This window comes from Streptomyces incarnatus, from assembly GCF_001027185.1.
Taxonomy (GTDB): Bacteria; Actinomycetota; Actinomycetes; order Streptomycetales; family Streptomycetaceae; genus Streptomyces; species Streptomyces puniciscabiei.
The window spans coordinates 2,311,210-2,327,161 of record NZ_CP011497.1 but is presented as its reverse complement, the minus strand read 5'-3'; the positions used below and the strand labels follow the sequence as shown (position 1 = coordinate 2,327,161).

Genomic DNA, 15,952 nt, shown 5'->3' with positions numbered 1-15,952 from the left:
GCTCGGCCGCAGCGCGGGACGCGATCAGCCGCCGTACGGCACCGCGTCGGCGCACCGCATCAGCGCACCGCGTCAGCCCACGAAACGGCCGTACGCCCGCAGGGTGCGCAGTGCCTCGATCGTCACCAGGGGGCGCGCCTCCAGGGCGGGGGCCGGGGCCCACTGGCGCCACCGGAGGGGCCAGCCGCCGTCGTCCTGCTGCTCGGCGGCCAGGTGGTCCAGGGAACGCGCCATCTCGTCGTCCGTGAACCACGCGCGGGCGAGCGATTCCGGGGACTTGGCGAAGTCGTGCGGGAAGTGGTGCTCGCCCGGGGCGTAGCCGGACGCGACCGGATACGCGTCGAGCCGGTCCGGTTCCAGGGCCGCGAGCCGCTGTTCGCGCACCAGGCGGCCGAGCCGGTCCGCCGCGGCCTCCGCGCGCGAGCGGTCGGGAGCGGAGTCGAGGAAGGCCACGGAGGCCTCCACCTCGTACGGGTGGGACTTCTCCAGGGACTCCACGGCCTGCCAGCAGAAGTCGGTGGCCCGGAACAGCCAGGCGTGCCACACCTCGTTGCGGTGCAGCAGCCCGACCACCGGTCCGGTGGCGAGCAGATCGCTGGGCGGGTCGTCGACGACCGGGACGAACGGTGCCGCTGGATATCCGCGCTGGCTGGGATGGATCGCCGGCAGGGCGCCGTCCGCGGTGGAGATCGAGGTCAGATAGCGGCACAGGCGCTCCACCCGCTGCCCGCCGCAGCGTCCGATGGCGTCCAGGACGCGCAGGGCGTGCGCGGTGTGCAGGGGCTGGCTCACCGGGCCGCGCAGATCGGGCTCCAGGGCGTGCCCGTATCCGCCGTCCTCGTTGCGGTAGGCGTCCAGCGCCGCTTCCACCGCGTCCGGGGTGCTGTGCAGGAAGTGGTACGCGAAGAGGCGCTGCTCCAGCACGCGCGCGGTGAGCCACACGAACTGCTCGGCGCGGAAGAGCGGGGAACGCGCCGTGGGCGTGGAGGGGAGTGGGGAAGCTCCTGTTTCGGCCATGCGTCAGACCGTAGGACGGAAAGCGGTCTCGACAAGCGCTCCCGGCCGGGGCCCACCCCCAGGGGCGGGATACCGGAGTCATCCGGTTGACGCCCCCTCCGCGCCCCGGCCCGTCCCACGCCCATCGGCGAATCGGGCCTCGGCGGCGTCCGCGGTGGCCGCGGTGTGGACCGGGCGGAGTTCCCTGGCGACCTGTGACCAGTGCTTGGTGGAGGCAGTATGCGAGGCCATTGCGGGGATGGCCTCGTCGAAAAGCCGTCGCTCCGTCGCTGGTGCGTGGGCGCGATCTGCGGCTCTAAGCTGCCCCGACGGTCGCGCTGTCGCTGTGTTCCCAGCAGCCGCGTCAACCATGCCGTCACCGGCATCGCCGGCTGGTTCTCGTACGGAGTGATCGTTGTGGGGATCTTTCTGCTGATCTTCTGGGGCGGCAGCGCCTGCTTCTCGGTCTGGCGTGCCCAGCGGTTGTGGAAGGACCCGGACTACTACCAGCGGGTCGTGAGCCAAGGCGTGTTCCGGTTCAAGAAGGACGTGAGCCGCGGACTGGTCCGCGGCTGGGCTCCCTTTTCGGCCGGCGTCGTGGCCCTGCTGGTGGCGATGCTGATGTTCGTGGCCGCCGGTGTCGGCCAGCATCAGGAGGGCCCCTCCCCGGCCGTCGTCGCCGCCGCCTTGCTGATCGTCGTCTTCCTGGTCGGCGTCGTCCTCCAGCTCACGGTGGCCTGGTTCAACCGGCCGCGCTGGTGCGTCCCCGCCTACCTCCGGCAAGAGACGGCAGCGTGGGCGCAACGGCACCCGCGCAAGGCACGCTGACCGTGTGATCCGGGGTGCGATTGCCTACTCTTGAGGTGAGGGGCTGAAACGTGCAGGTCATGGCGGGGGTATGGAGCGGAATTCATGCGGTTGACGGTCTTCTGGCAGCGGATGGCGGAACACTTCGGTCCGGGGTACGCCGACACCTTCGCGCGCGATCACGTCATGTCGGAGCTGGGCGGGCGCACCGTGAACGAGGCGCTGGACGCCGGCTGGGACGCGAAGGACGTGTGGCGCGTGGTCTGCACGGTCATGGACGTGCCGGGTGAGCGGCGCTGATCCACTGACCGGCTGACCGGCCGCCCGAGGTGTCCCGTCGTCCGTGAGGAGATCCGTCGTACGGCACCGATCGGTCACGGAGATCGCAGGTGGGCGCCGGTCACCGGTGGCGTGGGCGAGACTTGGCCCGTGGCACCCATCGACGAGGACAACGAGCCGCTGACCCGGGACGCGGCACCGACCGGCACGACACCGCCAGAGCGGCCCACGGCCCCCGAAGCCGTCGCCGCGGGCGGACGCATGCCGCGGTGGCTGCCGCGCGCCATGGTGCTCGCGCTCGCGCTGATCGCCGCGTTCCAGCTCGGCAGCTGGGCCTTCCACCAGCTGACCGCACTGTTGATCAACGTATTGATCGCGTTCTTCCTGGCCCTCGCGATCGAGCCCGCGGTGAGCCGGATGGCCGCCCGTGGCATGCGCCGGGGGCTGGCCACCTTCCTGGTCTTCCTCGGGCTGACGATCGCCGTCGCCGGGTTCGTCACCCTGCTCGGCTCCATGCTGGCCGGCCAGATCATCAAGATGGTCGAGGGTTTCCCGCAATACCTTGACTCGCTCATCAACTGGATCAATGAGACCTTCCACACAGAGCTCCGGCGCGTGGACGTCCAGGAGGGCCTGCTCCACTCCGACTGGCTGCGCAAGTACGCGCAGAACAGCGCTGCCGGTGTCCTCGACGTCTCCGCGCAGGTGCTCGGCGGGCTGTTCCAGCTGCTGACGGTGGGGCTGTTCTCCTTCTACTTCGCGGCCGACGGCCCCCGGCTGCGCCGCGCCCTGTGCTCCGTCCTGCCGCCCGCACGCCAGGCGGAGGTGCTGCGCGCCTGGGAGATCGCCGTCGACAAGACGGGCGGCTATCTCTACTCGCGAGGCTTGATGGCGCTCATCTCCGGCATCGCCCACTACATCCTGCTCCAGGCCCTCGGCGTGCCGTACGCGCCCGTGCTCGGTGTCTGGGTGGGCCTGGTCTCGCAGTTCATCCCGACGATCGGCACCTACCTCGCCGGAGCGCTGCCGATGCTGATCGCGTTCACCGTCGACCCCTGGTACGCGGTGTGGGTGCTGGCCTTCGTGGTGGTCTACCAGCAGTTCGAGAACTACATGCTCCAGCCCAAGCTGACCGCCAGAACGGTCGACATCCACCCCGCGGTCGCCTTCGGCTCGGTCATCGCAGGCACCGCGCTGCTGGGCGCCGTGGGCGCGCTGATCGCCATTCCGGCGGTGGCCACCCTCCAGGCTTTCCTGGGCGCCTATGTGAAGCGGTACGCCGTCATGGACGATCCCCGCGTGCACGGGCACCGTGGCCAGGGCCCCGGCGGCCCCGGCGGCTCCGGGGTGCTGGCCCGCATTCGCCGGCCGCGGACCGGGCAGCCCGAGCCCGAGGAGACGGCGTAGACGCTTGCGCCGGCGGGCCTCGCACCGCTGGGAGCGGCGCTTGACACCAAAATCGAACATCCATTCTCATGGAGGCCCAGGCGAGGTTTTGGGAGTGGATTTCGTCCCGTTCTGCTGGGGGAAGTCCCACAGTTATCCACAGGCTGGGCCTGCGTCGGGGCGCATTGTCAGTGGCAGGCGTTAGCGTCTTTGACGTGAAGCGATCGACTCAAGCAAACCGGGTGGAACCCATGGCAGGAACCGACCGCGAGAAGGCGCTCGACGCCGCGCTCGCGCAGATTGAACGGCAATTCGGCAAGGGCGCGGTCATGCGCATGGGCGAGCGGTCGAAGGAGCCCATCGAGGTCATCCCGACCGGGTCGACCGCACTCGACGTCGCCCTCGGTGTCGGCGGCCTGCCGCGCGGCCGCGTGGTGGAGATCTACGGACCGGAGTCCTCCGGTAAGACGACCCTGACCCTGCACGCGGTGGCGAACGCGCAGAAGGCCGGCGGCCAGGTCGCCTTCGTGGACGCGGAGCACGCACTCGACCCCGAGTACGCGCGCAAGCTGGGCGTCGACATCGACAACTTGATCCTCTCCCAGCCGGACAACGGCGAGCAGGCGCTGGAGATCGTGGACATGCTCGTCCGCTCCGGCGCGCTCGACCTCATCGTCATCGACTCCGTCGCCGCGCTCGTCCCGCGCGCGGAGATCGAGGGAGAGATGGGCGACTCGCACGTGGGTCTGCAGGCTCGCCTGATGAGCCAGGCCCTCCGCAAGATCACCAGCGCGCTCAACCAGTCGAAGACCACGGCGATCTTCATCAACCAGCTGCGCGAGAAGATCGGCGTGATGTTCGGTTCCCCGGAGACCACGACCGGTGGCCGCGCGCTGAAGTTCTACGCCTCGGTGCGTATCGACATCCGCCGCATCGAGACCCTGAAGGACGGCACCGAGGCGGTCGGCAACCGCACCCGCTGCAAGGTCGTCAAGAACAAGGTCGCCCCGCCCTTCAAGCAGGCCGAGTTCGACATCCTCTACGGCCAGGGCATCAGCCGTGAGGGCGGCCTGATCGACATGGGCGTGGAGCACGGCTTCGTCCGCAAGGCCGGCGCCTGGTACACGTACGAGGGCGACCAGCTCGGCCAGGGCAAGGAGAACGCGCGCAACTTCCTCAAGGACAACCCCGACCTGGCCAACGAGATCGAGAAGAAGATCAAGGAGAAGCTGGGCGTCGGAGTCCGGCCGGAGGAGCCCGCCGCCGAGCCGGGCGGGGACGCGGCGGTCACCACCGCGGCCGCCGACGACGCCAAGACGGTGCCCGCCCCGGCAGCCGCCAAGGCCACCAAGCCCAAGGCCGCCGCAGCCAAGAGCTGACCCGTGACACGACGAACCGACTGGGCCGAGTACGAGTACGCCACCCCCGGTGCCCCACGGGGGACGGGCACCGGGGGCCACCCGGGCTCCGTCCCGGGCGGTGACGACGGACACCCGGACGGCGGCCACGAGAGCCACGACAGGCATGACGCGTACCGCGGCACCGGTGGACAGGGGGATGCCGACGGCGCCCAGTACGGGGGTGGCTCGCCCGGCCGAGGCTCCCGCGGGGGCGCCGGCGCGCGAGCCCGCCGGGGGCGCGGTCGGCGGCGCGGTTTCGGGGACGCGCCCGGTGAGGACGAAGGCGCCCCTTCCTCGTCGAGGGCCGAGCGGGGGGAGTCTTCAGGGGACCCGGCTGAGCGGGCACGGGCGATCTGCCTGCGCCTGCTCACCGGGACCCCGCGCACGCGCAGGCAACTCGCGGACGCCCTGCGCAAGCGGGACATCCCCGAGGACGTGGCCGAGGAGGTGCTGTCGCGGTTCGAGGAGGTCGGACTGATCGACGACAGCGCGTTCGCCGACGCCTGGGTGGAGTCCCGGCACCACGGCCGGGGACTCGCGCGCCGGGCGCTCGCCCGGGAACTGCGCACCAAGGGGGTCGACTCGGCGCTGATCGACGAGGCCGTCGCCCAGCTCGACTCCGAGCAGGAGGAGGCGACGGCCCGCGAGCTCGTGGCCCGCAAACTGGCTGCCACCCGCGGACTCGACCGCGACAAGCGCCTCCGCCGCCTCGCCGGCATGCTCGCTCGCAAGGGCTACCCCGAGGGCATGGCCCTCCGCGTCGTCCGCCAGGCCCTGGAAGAAGAGGGCGAGGACACGGAGTTCCTCGGAGAAGGGGACTTCTGACGTCTTCGGACGCGCGGAGAGCACCGGGCCGGATGCGAAGAGCGCCGAGCGTCCCCGCTCCCAGACGGTGACGGTGGCCCCGAGCCCCGCCCGGCAGGCGTGGCGGACCCGTTCCGGGTCAGTGCGTCGCCGGTTGCACCGGCAGGCCCTCCGCCCGCCATGCCTGGAAGCCGCCCACGAGGTCCGTGGCCCGGTGCAGGCCCAGTTGGTGGAGGGAGGCGGCGGCGAGGCTGGAGGCGTAGCCCTCGTTGCAGATCACCACGACGCGCAGGTCGTGGCCGGTGGCCTCGGGGACGCGGTGGCTGCCCTGGGGATCGAGGCGCCACTCCAGTTCGTTGCGCTCGATGACGAGGGCACCGGGGATCAGCCCGTCCCGCTCGCGCAGGGCGGCGTACCGGATGTCGACGAGCAGAGCCTCGCCCGTCCGCGCCGCCTCGTGCGCCTCCCGTGCCTCGATGCGCCGGTAGCCCGTGCGCACCCGCTCCAGCAACTCGTCGATGCCGACCGGTCGTTGACGCACATCTGCCGCAGCCGGTGTGCTGACCGCCGCTGTCTCCTGCACGCCGCTCACTGCCAGTCCTCCGGGCGTTCGACCTGCTCCAGGCGCAGGACCTGACCGCTGCGACTGTAGCGGCGGATGCGCGGCAGGGGCGGGTAGTAGGCGTGCACGGAGATGGCGTGTTCCGTACGGGAATCGTTGAGGACCTCGTGGACATGGTGGCGGCCGAAGGCACGGCCCTCGCCGGCGGGCAGCCGGCGTTCGTGGTCCACACCCTCGGTGAGTTCCAGGGTCTTCCAGCCGTCGGTCGGCAGCCGGGTGGCGAGGGAGTTCTCCTTGAGAGCGCCCGAGACGGTCAGGAACGCGCCGACCGACTCGGCGTGGTCGTGCCAGCCGGTGCCGGTGCCGGGCGGCCAGCCGATGAGCCAGGCCTCGCTGCCGCGCGGACCCTTCAGCCGCACCCAGGTGCGGCCCTCCGGGTCGAGCGGAAGGGAGTCGATCAGCTCGGCGTCGGCGGCCGTACGCCGTACGAAGTCGAGGAGGTCCGCCTGGGTGGGCGCCGAGCCGACGGCAGGGGACACGGAAGCAGGGGAGACAGACACGTGCACCGTCCTGAGAAGGTTCGCGGAACGGGCGCACCGAAGCGCCCGGAAAGAAGGGGATGCGAATTCAGCAGGACGGGCGACACACGCAGCCCGCGTAGCGGACGAGGTCCATATGGACCCTCCGCCACAGGCGCACGCAGGTGTCGGTCATGGTCCGGAGTACAGCATGCCGGTGTAGTCCGGTCAACTCACCGTCACCATGTGGACAGGGGTGACCTGCCCGGTCAGCGGGTGCCGGAGGCCGCCTGTGCCTCCTCCTTGGCCACACCGCCCACCGTCGCCTCCGCCGCCGTGTAGAGGTCGGCCGGCCGGACGCCGCTGAGCGCGGTGACCAGATGGCCGTCGGGGCGCACGAGCAGCACGCTGTGCGCCGGCGCACCCGGATAGCTCTCGGCGACCAGCAGCTCGGCGGGGTACGGCAGCGCGGTCACGGCCGCCGCGAGCCGGGGCATCACTCCGGCGGAGACCCAGTGCCTGCGGTCCCACACCCCCGTGCCGGGCGCGATCAGCACGACCAGGAGGGCGCCGCGGCCGAGCCGGTCGCGCAGTTGGACGAAGGAACCATCCTCCGCGGTGACCCGCACGTCGGTGACGGCCGCGCCGGGCGGGGTGCCGACCGGGATCTCGCCCTCCAGCTGCCGGGGCGCGAGCGGCGAGTCGGTGTAGGCCCCCGGCGCACCGAGCGGTCCGCGGCCGAGGTGACCGTCCGTGATCAGCGTGTCGTGGCCGCGCGCCGCACCCGGGACGATCTGGCGCAGCCCGCCGGCGCCGCGCAGCACCGGCAGTACCTGGTCGGCGGCGCGCAGCCGGGCGGCGACCACCGCACGCCGCTCGGCCTGGTAGCTGTCCAGCAGCGCCTCCTGCGGGCCGTGGTGCCAGGCCGGGGCCAGCTTCCAGGCGAGGTTGTCGGCGTCCCGGAGGCCCTCGTCCAGCCCCTGGGTGCCGAGCGCGCCGAGCAGGTGGGCCGCTTCCCCGGCGAGGAAGACCCGGCCGACGCGCCAGCGGCGGGCCAGCCGGTGGTGCACCGTGTGGACACCGGTGTCGAGCAGGTCGTACGCCGGTGTGGAGCCGTCCGTCCAGCCCGCGAGCGTCTCGCGGATCCGGGCCACCAGGATCTCGGGCGTCACCAGGTCCTTGCCCGGTGGCAGCAGCCAGTCCAGGCGCCACACGCCGTCGGGGAGGGGGCGGGCGGTCACCTCCCCGGCCGAGGGCCCGGACTGCCGCCACGGCGGCGTCCGATGGAGCAACGCCCGGCCCTCCCACGGAAGTTCCGTGCGCAGCGCGGCGACCGCGTGCCGCTCCACCGCCGTACGGCCGGGGAAGCGGATGTCCAGGAGTTTGCGCACCGTGGAGCGCGGCCCGCCGCAGCCCACCAGGTAACTGCCGCGCCACCAGGTGCCGTTCGGGCCCCGGGTGTGCGCGGTGACGCCGGAACGCTCCTGCTCGATCGAGTCCAGGCGGCTGTCCACGGCCACCTTCACCAGCGGCTCGTCGGCGATGGCCGCGCGCAGGGCGCTGGTGAGGACGTGCTGGGCGATGTGCAGCGGGGCGGCGGGGTCCGCCTCCTCGAAGGTGATCTCGCTCATCACCTGCTTACGCCTGACGGACCGCCATCCGGCCCAGCGCACGCCCTGCTCGCCGAGCGCCACCCCGGCCAGCCGCTCCAGCAGGGCGGCCGTGTCCTCGCGCAGTACGACGGTGCGCGCCGGGCGGGGTTCGTCCTTGCCGGGGCCCTCGTCCAGGACGACGGACGGCACCTCCTGGCGGGCCAGCGCCAGAGCGAGCGCGAGCCCGACCGGCCCCGCTCCGACGATGATCACCGGGTCCATGACGCGGCGCCCCCTGCCCGTGACGATGCCCTGACGGAGACAAGTGAACAGGAAGGGGGAGCGGGGTGCACGATCACAGAACGTATGCAACCCATTGGCAGAGTTTGCGTCAAGCGACCGGAGGCAGTGGCGATCAGGCCACTGCCTCCGGGTGAAGCTTTCGGGTCTGAGCGGGCGTCAGGCGGCGGTTCCCGTTCCCGCGTGGCCCGCGATGCCGACGGTGTCCTCGACGCCGAGCACCGCGCCGGTCGACTTCTTGCGCCGCCGCAGCCGGCCCTCCAGCCAGCTCGCGAACGAGGTCAGGGAGAAGTTGATGATCACGAAGATCACGGCCACGACGGTCAGTGAGGCGATCATGTTGCCGTAGTAGCCGGCCATCGTGTTGGCCGAGGCCATCAGTTCGGGGAAGGTGAGGACCGCGCCGCCGAGGGCGGTGTCCTTCACGATGACGACCAACTGGCTGACGATGGCCGGGAGCATGGCGGTGACCGACTGCGGCAGCAGGATGAGCCGCATCATCTGCCCCTTGCGCAGACCGATCGCCAGGGCCGCCTCGGACTGGCCCTTCGGCAGGGCGAGGATGCCCGCGCGGACGATCTCCGCGAGCACCGACGCGTTGTACAGCACCAGGCCGGTGACGACCGCGTAGAACGGCCGGTCGTCCGAACTGACGTCGGTGTACTGGGCGAAAAGGGCGAGCCCGAAGATCATCAGGACCAGGACGGGGACCGCGCGGAAGAACTCGACGACGATCACGGCCGGGACGCGCACCCACCCATGGTCCGAGAGCCTGGCGATACCGAGGACGGCGCCGAGCGGAAGCGCGATGACCATCGCCAGGGCCGCCGCCTCCAGGGTCTTCTGCAGACCGGGCCAGATGTACGTCGAGTACACCTCGGTGCCGCTGAAGAACGGCTTCCACAGCGACCAGGCGAGCTGTCCCTTGTCGTCGAACGACTTGTACACCCACCATGCGAGGGCCGCGAGGACGATCAGGAAGACCGCCGTGTAGAGGACGTTGCGCCGCTTGGCGCGGGGCCCCTGGACGTCGTACAGGACCGAGCTCATCGCTTCACCGCCACCTTCTTGCCCACCCAGCCGAGGATCAGACCCGTCGGCAGCGTCAGGCAGACGAACCCGAAGGCGATGACCGCGGAGATCGCCAGCAGCTGCGCCTCGTTCTCGATCATGTCCTTCATCAGGAGCGCCGCCTCGGTCACACCGATCGCGGCGGCCACGGTCGTGTTCTTCGTCAACGCGATCAGCACGTTGGTCAGCGGCCCGACGGCCGCGCGGAAGGCCTGCGGCAGCACGACCAGGAACAGCACCTGCGTGAAGCTCAGACCGATGGCTCGCGCCGCCTCCGCCTGGCCGACCGGCACGGTGTTGATGCCGGCCCGGATCGCCTCGCACACGAAGGCCGAGGTGTAGACGATCAGACCGAGTACGGCCAGCCGGAAGTTGATCGTCTTGAAGTCGTCCGCACCGAGGTTGATCCCCAGCGTCTGGTTGAGGCCGAGTGAGGAGAACAGAATGATCACCGTGAGCGGGATGTTCCGCACGATGTTCACATAGGCGGTGCCGAAACCGCGCATCAGCGGTACCGGGCCCACCCGCATGGCGGCCAGCAGAGTGCCCCAGACCAGGGAGCCCACGGCCGACAGCAGGGTCAGCTGCACCGTCGTCCAGAAGGCGCCCAGCACGTCGTACTTGTCAAGAAAGTCGAACACGATCTCCCGCGCTTCCGCGTGTAGGGATGCCCCGGTGCGCCGCCGTGTTCAGAGGCGGCGCACCGGCGGGGCGTTGCCTCAGCTCTTGATGTCGCCGATCTTCGGGGCGGGCTCGTTCTTGTAGTCGGCCGGGCCGAAGTTCTTCTTCACGGCCGCCTCCCACGAGCCGTCGGAGACCATCTCCTCAAGGGCCTTGTTGATCTTGTCCTTGAGGGGGCTGCCCTTCTTGACGCCGATGCCGTAGTTCTCGTTGGTCATCTTGAAGCCGCCCAGCTTGAACTTGCCCTTGAACTGGGCCTGGGAGGCGTAGCCGGCGAGGATCGAGTCGTCCGTGGTGAGGGCTTCGATGGCGCCGCTCTGCAGGCCGCCCAGACAGGCCGAGTAGGTCGGGTACGTCACGAGGTCGGCCTTGGGAGCCAGCTTGTCGTGAAGGTTCTGCGCCGAGGTCGAGCCGGCCACCGAGCACAGCTTCTTGCCGTTGAGGTCAGCCGGAGACTTGATCTTCGTGTCGTCCGCGCGCAGCAGCACGTCCTGGTGGGCCAGCAGGTACGGTCCCGCGAAGTCGACCTTCTGCTCACGCTGCGGAGTGATCGAGTAGGTGGCGGCGATGAAGTCGACGTCCCCGCGCTGCAGCATGGTCTCGCGGTCGGCGCTCTTCGACTGCTTCCACTCGATCTGGTTCGCGCTGTAGCCGAGCTTCTTGGCGACATAGGTGGCCACGTCCACGTCGAAGCCCGAGTAGCCCTGCGGGGTCTGCTGGCCGAGGCCCGGCTGGTCGAACTTGATGCCGATGGCGATCTTCTTGCCGCCGCCGGAGCCGTTGTCGTCCTTCTTGCCGCCGCCGCACGCGGTGGCGCCCACGGCGAGCGCGAGTACGACGGCCGAGGCGGCGGTGACCTTGCGGAGCTTCATGGTGAACATCCTTTGAAGTGGTGCGGAACGAGGTCCGTTGGAAAAGGCGACCCGCGGGTTGGGAAAGCCAACCCAGGGCGTGGGGCGGGTCCTGCGCCGTCAGTGGTGCAGGATCTTGGACAGGAAGTCCTTGGCCCGGTCGCTGCGCGGGTTGCTGAAGAACTGGTCGGGCGCGGCCTGCTCGACGATCCGGCCGTCGGCCATGAACACCACGCGGTTCGCAGCCGATCGCGCGAAGCCCATCTCGTGGGTGACGACGACCATCGTCATGCCCTCGCGGGCGAGCTGCTGCATGACCTCGAGGACCTCGTTGATCATCTCGGGGTCGAGGGCGGAGGTCGGCTCGTCGAAGAGCATGACCTTCGGACCCATCGCCAGTGCTCGCGCGATGGCGACGCGCTGCTGCTGGCCACCGGACAGCTGGGCGGGGTACTTGTCGGCCTGCGTGCCCACGCCGACCCGGTCGAGCAGGGCCCGGGCCTTCTCCTCGGCCTGCTTCTTGTCCGCCTTGCGGACCTTGAGCTGGCCCAGCATCACGTTCTCGAGCACGGTCTTGTGCGCGAAGAGGTTGAAGGACTGGAAGACCATGCCGACGTCCGCCCGCAGCCGGGCCAGCTCCCTGCCCTCCTGGGGCAGCGGCTTGCCGTCGATGGTGATGGTGCCCGAGTCGATCGTCTCCAGGCGGTTGATGGTGCGGCACAGGGTCGACTTCCCGGACCCGGAGGGCCCGATGACCACGACGACCTCGCCGCGGGCGATCGTCAGGTCGATGTCCTGGAGTACGTGCAACGCGCCGAAGTGCTTGTTGACGCTCTTCAGGACGACCAGTTCGTCGGACGTGACCACAGTGTCTTCCTTGGTCACCGATACATTGGTCATCGCTCTCGGGCTCCGTCCTCCTCGGTTTCGCAGGACAGTAGTGAGGGGCTGTGACCTGCGTCATCACATCTGAGGGAGATCTGAGCATCACGATCCGATAGCAATCGGACACGTGTCGTAGCATGTGCCGCCGATACGCGTATCGGCCGGATAACGGAAGCGGCGGGCAACCGGAACCCTCTTGACGCCGTCCTTCTCCATCGGCGTCACTGCCATGGTGCACGCGCGCGTGAGCCGTACGACGCACGCGAACCCAGACCGTACGACCGCTGAACCGGAGGGGGCCGGATGAGACTGCTGCTCGTCGAGGACGACAACCACGTCGCCGCGGCCCTGTCCGCCGTACTCGCGCGACACGGTTTCGACGTCACCCACGCGCGCAGCGGCGAGGAGGCCCTGCAGGCGCTCGTCCCCGAGGGCAACGGTTTCGGTGTGGTCCTGCTCGACCTGGGCCTGCCCGACCAGGACGGCTACGAGGTCTGCGGCAAGATCCGCAAGCGCACCAGCACCCCGGTGATCATGGTGACCGCCCGCTCCGACGTCCGCTCCCGCATCCACGGGCTCAACCTGGGCGCAGACGACTACGTGGTGAAGCCCTACGACACCGGGGAACTGCTCGCCCGTATCCACGCCGTCAGCCGGCGCACCGTCCACGAGGACCCGGCGTCCGGCGGCGACAGCTCCCTGCGCCTCGGTCCCGTACGCATCGAACTGCCCACCCGGCAGGTCACCGTGGACGGTTCGGTCATCCAACTGACCCGCAAGGAGTTCGACCTGCTCGCCCTGCTCGCACAGCGCCCCGGAGTGGTCTTCCGGCGGGAGCAGATCATCAGTGAGGTCTGGCGCACCAGCTGGGAGGGCACCGGCCGCACCCTGGAGGTGCATGTCGCCTCCCTGCGCGCCAAACTGCGCATGCCCGCGCTGATCGAGACCGTACGCGGCGTCGGCTACCGGCTCGTCGCCCCGGCCGCCTAGCGGGGACGGGTGCGCACACGGCTCCTGCCGCTGCTCATCATCCTGATGGCGGCCGTCCTCCTCGCGCTCGGGCTTCCGCTCGCCATCAGCCTGGCGGCCGCACAGCAGCAGAAGGTCGTCGTCGACCGCATCGACGACACGGCACGTTTCGCGGCGCTCGCCCAGTTCGTCACCGACGGACCCAGCGGGTCCCGCCGCACCAGCACCGACGAGCGCCTGGAGGCCCTGCGCAGCGAACTCGGCAGCTACTACGGCGTCTACGGCATCCGCGCGGGCGTCTTCTACCGCAACGGCTCGGCGATGGCCAACGCCCCCGACGACTGGTTCGTACCGCCGAGGGGCGAGATGCGGGAGGCGTTCGAGGAGGCGCTGCTCAGCCGGCGCAGCCATGACCCGCGGCAGGTGTGGCCCTGGCAGCACACCCGGCTGATCGTGGCCTCCCCGGTGATCCGGGACGGGGACGTCGTGGCGGTCGTGGTCACCGACTCGCCCACCGGGCAGATGCGTTCGCGGGTCCTGCGCGGCTGGCTGATCATCGGGGCCGGCGAGATCGCGGCGATGCTGCTGGCCGTCGGCGCGGCGCTGCGGCTGACCGGCTGGGTGCTCAGACCGGTACGAGTCCTGGACGCCACCACCCACGACATCGCCACCGGACGGCTGAAGTCGCGGGTCGCGGTCGGCGGCGGACCGCCGGAACTCAGGCGGCTCGCCCGTTCGTTCAACGAGATGGCGGACAACGTCGAGGAGGTGCTGGAGCAGCAGCGCGCCTTCGTCGCGGACGCCTCGCACCAGCTGCGCAACCCGCTCTCGGCGCTGCTGCTGCGCATCGAACTGCTCGCACTGGAACTGCCGGAGGACAATGAGGAGATCGCCTCGGTCCGCACCGAGGGCAAGCGCCTCGCGCAGGTCCTGGACGACCTGCTGGACCTGGCGCTGGCCGAGCACGCCGAGGCGGACCTGACGCTGACCGACATCGGCGCCCTCACCGAGGAGCGGATCGCCGCCTGGTCTCCGGCCGCCGCGGCCAAGGGGGTGCGGCTGACCGGGGACTGCCCGCCCACCACCGGCTGGGCGGACCCGATCACCCTGTCCAGCGCCCTGGACGCGGTGATCGACAACGCCGTGAAGTTCACCCCCGAGGGCGGCGCGGTGGAGGTCTCCGTGGCCGCCGACGGCGACAGCTCGACGGTCGTCGTCACCGACACCGGGCCCGGCCTCACCGACGAGGAACTCGCGCGCGTCGGCGACCGCTTCTGGCGCAGCGGGCGCCATCAGAACATCAAGGGTTCGGGCCTCGGCCTGTCCATCGTCCGCGCGTTGCTCACGGCCGGCGGCGGCTCGATCGACTACGCCCACCATGAGCCGCGGGGGCTGCGGGTGACGGTGACCGTGCCTCGGCACGGGGGAGCCTGACGGGGAGGGCGAGGGGCATGGCAGCCCGGGCCAGGGGCGGGGCCCTCGCCACCGGATGCGTGCCCCCAGGGGGGCCGAGTCACAGGGGGGCGGGCGGCGCACCGTGTGGCGAACCGGGCTCGACGGCCGGGTCGCTGCCAGGGGGAGCCGGTCATGGCCCGGGTGCGGTGGTCCCGGCTCACTCCCGCCGACGCATGCTCCCCGGCCCGGGGGCCGCTGCTGCAGGCCGCCTCGCTCGGGCTAGGGCTTCACCGAGCGGTAGTAGCGCCGGGCGCCCTCCTGCAAGGGCAGCGGATCGGTGTAGATGGCGGTGCGCAGATCGACCAGTTGGGCGGAGTGGACATGGGCGCCGATGCCGTCGCGGCTCTTGATGACCGTGCGGGTCACCCATTCGGTAAGCCTGGGATCCATGTCCGCGCGGGTCATCAGGAGGTTGGACACGGCGATCGTCGGGACCTCGTTGCCCTGCTGTACGGCCGGGTACGCCGACTCGGGGATATTGGTGGCCCGGTAGTAGCGCGCCTCCTCGCCCTGGCCGTGCAGCTTGGTGACCAGGTCGCCCTCGATCGGCACGAACTTGAAGGCGGACTTCTGGGCCAGCGCGACGAGTCCCTTGGTGGGCAGGCCCCCCGACCAGAAGAACGCGTCGATCCGGCGCTGCTCCAGCTGGTCGGGCCCGGTGTCGATGCCGTCCGCGACCGGGGTGATGTCCTTGCGGGGGTCGATGCCGGCGGCCTTGAGCACCCGGTCGGCGATCAGCCGCACCCCGGAGTCGGGCAGCCCGGTCGCCACCCGCTTGTGCCGCAGGTCCGCGACATTCCTGATGTTTGAGTCACTGCGCACGACGAGGTGCACGTAGTCGTCGTAGAGCCGGGCCACCCCGCGCAGCCGCCCGGCGCCGCTGCCCTGCCGCAGCTCGTACGCCTCCACCGCGTCGGCCGCCGCGATGGTGAAGTCGGCCCTGCCGGTCGCCACCCGCTGCACGTTCTCCTGCGAGCCGGCGCTGTTGAGCAGCTTCACCTTGAGGTTGGGCATGTCCTTGGCGAACTCGGCGCGAAGCCGCTCGCCGTACTCCTGGTAGACCCCCCGGGGCGTGCCCGTGCTGAAGACGATCGTCCCGCTCGGCGGCTTGTCGCCCAGCGGCAGCAGCCACCACAGCAGCAGCCCGAGCACCACGGCACCGGCGGCCGCGGCCGGCAGCGCCCGGCGCCTGCTGATACGGGGGAACACCTTGGACATGCGGGCGATCCTGCCAGGCCGGGCGCGACGCTGACCAGCGCCGGGGTCACTCCGGGGCGTGAACCGGCCCGGCGCGTCACCCGGGCACGCCGCGCGGGCAGCGGGGAAATCGGGGTGGACAGCAGGGTGATCCGGGACGGGCACGAGGGCCGAGGGCTGTGTCAGTGGTGGCCGTTAG

At 70.7% G+C, this 15,952-nt stretch carries 17 protein-coding genes; 7 read left to right on the top strand and 10 right to left on the bottom strand.

The window, feature by feature from the left end:
- Positions 1-72: 72 nt before the first annotated feature.
- Positions 73-1,017, bottom strand: coding sequence for a hypothetical protein (locus tag ABB07_RS10260; protein WP_208898436.1), 945 nt, complete (start codon positions 1,015-1,017; stop codon positions 73-75).
- 396 nt (positions 1,018-1,413) lie between these two features.
- On the opposite strand from ABB07_RS10260, the gene ABB07_RS10255 reads away from it, so the two are divergent.
- The 5 genes from ABB07_RS10255 (at position 1,414) to recX (ending at position 5,693) form a co-directional block, all read left to right on the top strand.
- Entirely contained in the window at positions 1,414-1,824 is a 411-nt protein-coding gene (locus ABB07_RS10255; RefSeq protein WP_208898435.1) for a hypothetical protein, read from the top strand.
- Between the two features lie 84 nt (positions 1,825-1,908).
- Positions 1,909-2,103: a DUF3046 domain-containing protein gene (locus ABB07_RS10250; RefSeq protein ID WP_208898434.1), complete on the top strand. Its 195-nt coding sequence runs from the start codon at positions 1,909-1,911 to the stop codon at positions 2,101-2,103.
- Positions 2,104-2,232: 129 nt separating this feature from the next.
- Positions 2,233-3,489, top strand: coding sequence for an AI-2E family transporter (locus ABB07_RS10245; protein WP_208898433.1), 1,257 nt, complete (start codon positions 2,233-2,235; stop codon positions 3,487-3,489).
- A gap of 230 nt (positions 3,490-3,719) precedes the next feature.
- On the top strand, positions 3,720-4,847 hold the full coding sequence (recA, locus tag ABB07_RS10240; RefSeq protein WP_208898432.1) for a recombinase RecA: 1,128 nt from the start codon (positions 3,720-3,722) through the stop codon (positions 4,845-4,847).
- A 3-nt stretch (positions 4,848-4,850) separates the two neighbouring features.
- Positions 4,851-5,693: a recombination regulator RecX gene (gene recX / locus ABB07_RS10235; protein ID WP_208898431.1), complete on the top strand. Its 843-nt coding sequence runs from the start codon at positions 4,851-4,853 to the stop codon at positions 5,691-5,693.
- Between the two features lie 118 nt (positions 5,694-5,811).
- Here recX and ABB07_RS10230 read toward each other — a convergent pair whose 3' ends face one another.
- The 8 genes from ABB07_RS10230 to ABB07_RS10200 form a co-directional block, all read right to left on the bottom strand.
- Positions 5,812-6,255, bottom strand: a complete 444-nt coding sequence (locus ABB07_RS10230) for a rhodanese-like domain-containing protein (protein ID WP_208903373.1) — start codon at positions 6,253-6,255, stop codon at positions 5,812-5,814.
- A gap of 5 nt (positions 6,256-6,260) precedes the next feature.
- Positions 6,261-6,794: a cupin domain-containing protein gene (locus tag ABB07_RS10225; RefSeq protein ID WP_208898430.1), complete on the bottom strand. Its 534-nt coding sequence runs from the start codon at positions 6,792-6,794 to the stop codon at positions 6,261-6,263.
- 67 nt (positions 6,795-6,861) lie between these two features.
- Complete coding sequence (locus ABB07_RS41745; protein WP_313960178.1) at positions 6,862-6,948, bottom strand: putative leader peptide; 87 nt, start codon at positions 6,946-6,948, stop codon at positions 6,862-6,864.
- A 73-nt stretch (positions 6,949-7,021) separates the two neighbouring features.
- Positions 7,022-8,626 (bottom strand): FAD-dependent monooxygenase, encoded by a 1,605-nt coding sequence (locus ABB07_RS10220; RefSeq protein ID WP_208898429.1) that lies wholly within the window; start codon positions 8,624-8,626, stop codon positions 7,022-7,024.
- 177 nt (positions 8,627-8,803) lie between these two features.
- Positions 8,804-9,694, bottom strand: coding sequence for an amino acid ABC transporter permease (locus ABB07_RS10215; protein ID WP_208898428.1), 891 nt, complete (start codon positions 9,692-9,694; stop codon positions 8,804-8,806).
- A complete protein-coding gene (locus ABB07_RS10210) occupies positions 9,691-10,356 on the bottom strand; it encodes an amino acid ABC transporter permease (RefSeq protein WP_208898427.1) in 666 nt (221 codons plus the stop codon). Before ABB07_RS10210 ends, ABB07_RS10215 begins: the two co-directional genes overlap by 4 nt.
- A gap of 78 nt (positions 10,357-10,434) precedes the next feature.
- Positions 10,435-11,268: a glutamate ABC transporter substrate-binding protein gene (locus tag ABB07_RS10205; protein ID WP_208898426.1), complete on the bottom strand. Its 834-nt coding sequence runs from the start codon at positions 11,266-11,268 to the stop codon at positions 10,435-10,437.
- Between the two features lie 99 nt (positions 11,269-11,367).
- Positions 11,368-12,147, bottom strand: coding sequence for an amino acid ABC transporter ATP-binding protein (locus ABB07_RS10200; RefSeq protein ID WP_208898425.1), 780 nt, complete (start codon positions 12,145-12,147; stop codon positions 11,368-11,370).
- A gap of 288 nt (positions 12,148-12,435) precedes the next feature.
- On the opposite strand from ABB07_RS10200, the gene ABB07_RS10195 reads away from it, so the two are divergent.
- Positions 12,436-13,122, top strand: a complete 687-nt coding sequence (locus ABB07_RS10195; protein WP_208898424.1) for a response regulator transcription factor — start codon at positions 12,436-12,438, stop codon at positions 13,120-13,122.
- Between the two features lie 9 nt (positions 13,123-13,131).
- Positions 13,132-14,535 carry a sensor histidine kinase gene (locus ABB07_RS10190; RefSeq protein WP_208898423.1) on the top strand — a complete coding sequence of 468 codons (1,404 nt, stop codon included), beginning with the start codon at positions 13,132-13,134 and terminating at the stop codon, positions 14,533-14,535.
- Between the two features lie 240 nt (positions 14,536-14,775).
- Here the strand turns inward: ABB07_RS10190 and ABB07_RS10185 are convergent, their stop codons facing one another.
- On the bottom strand, positions 14,776-15,774 hold the full coding sequence (locus ABB07_RS10185) for a TAXI family TRAP transporter solute-binding subunit (protein ID WP_208898422.1): 999 nt from the start codon (positions 15,772-15,774) through the stop codon (positions 14,776-14,778).
- Between the last annotated feature and the right edge of the window lie 178 nt (positions 15,775-15,952).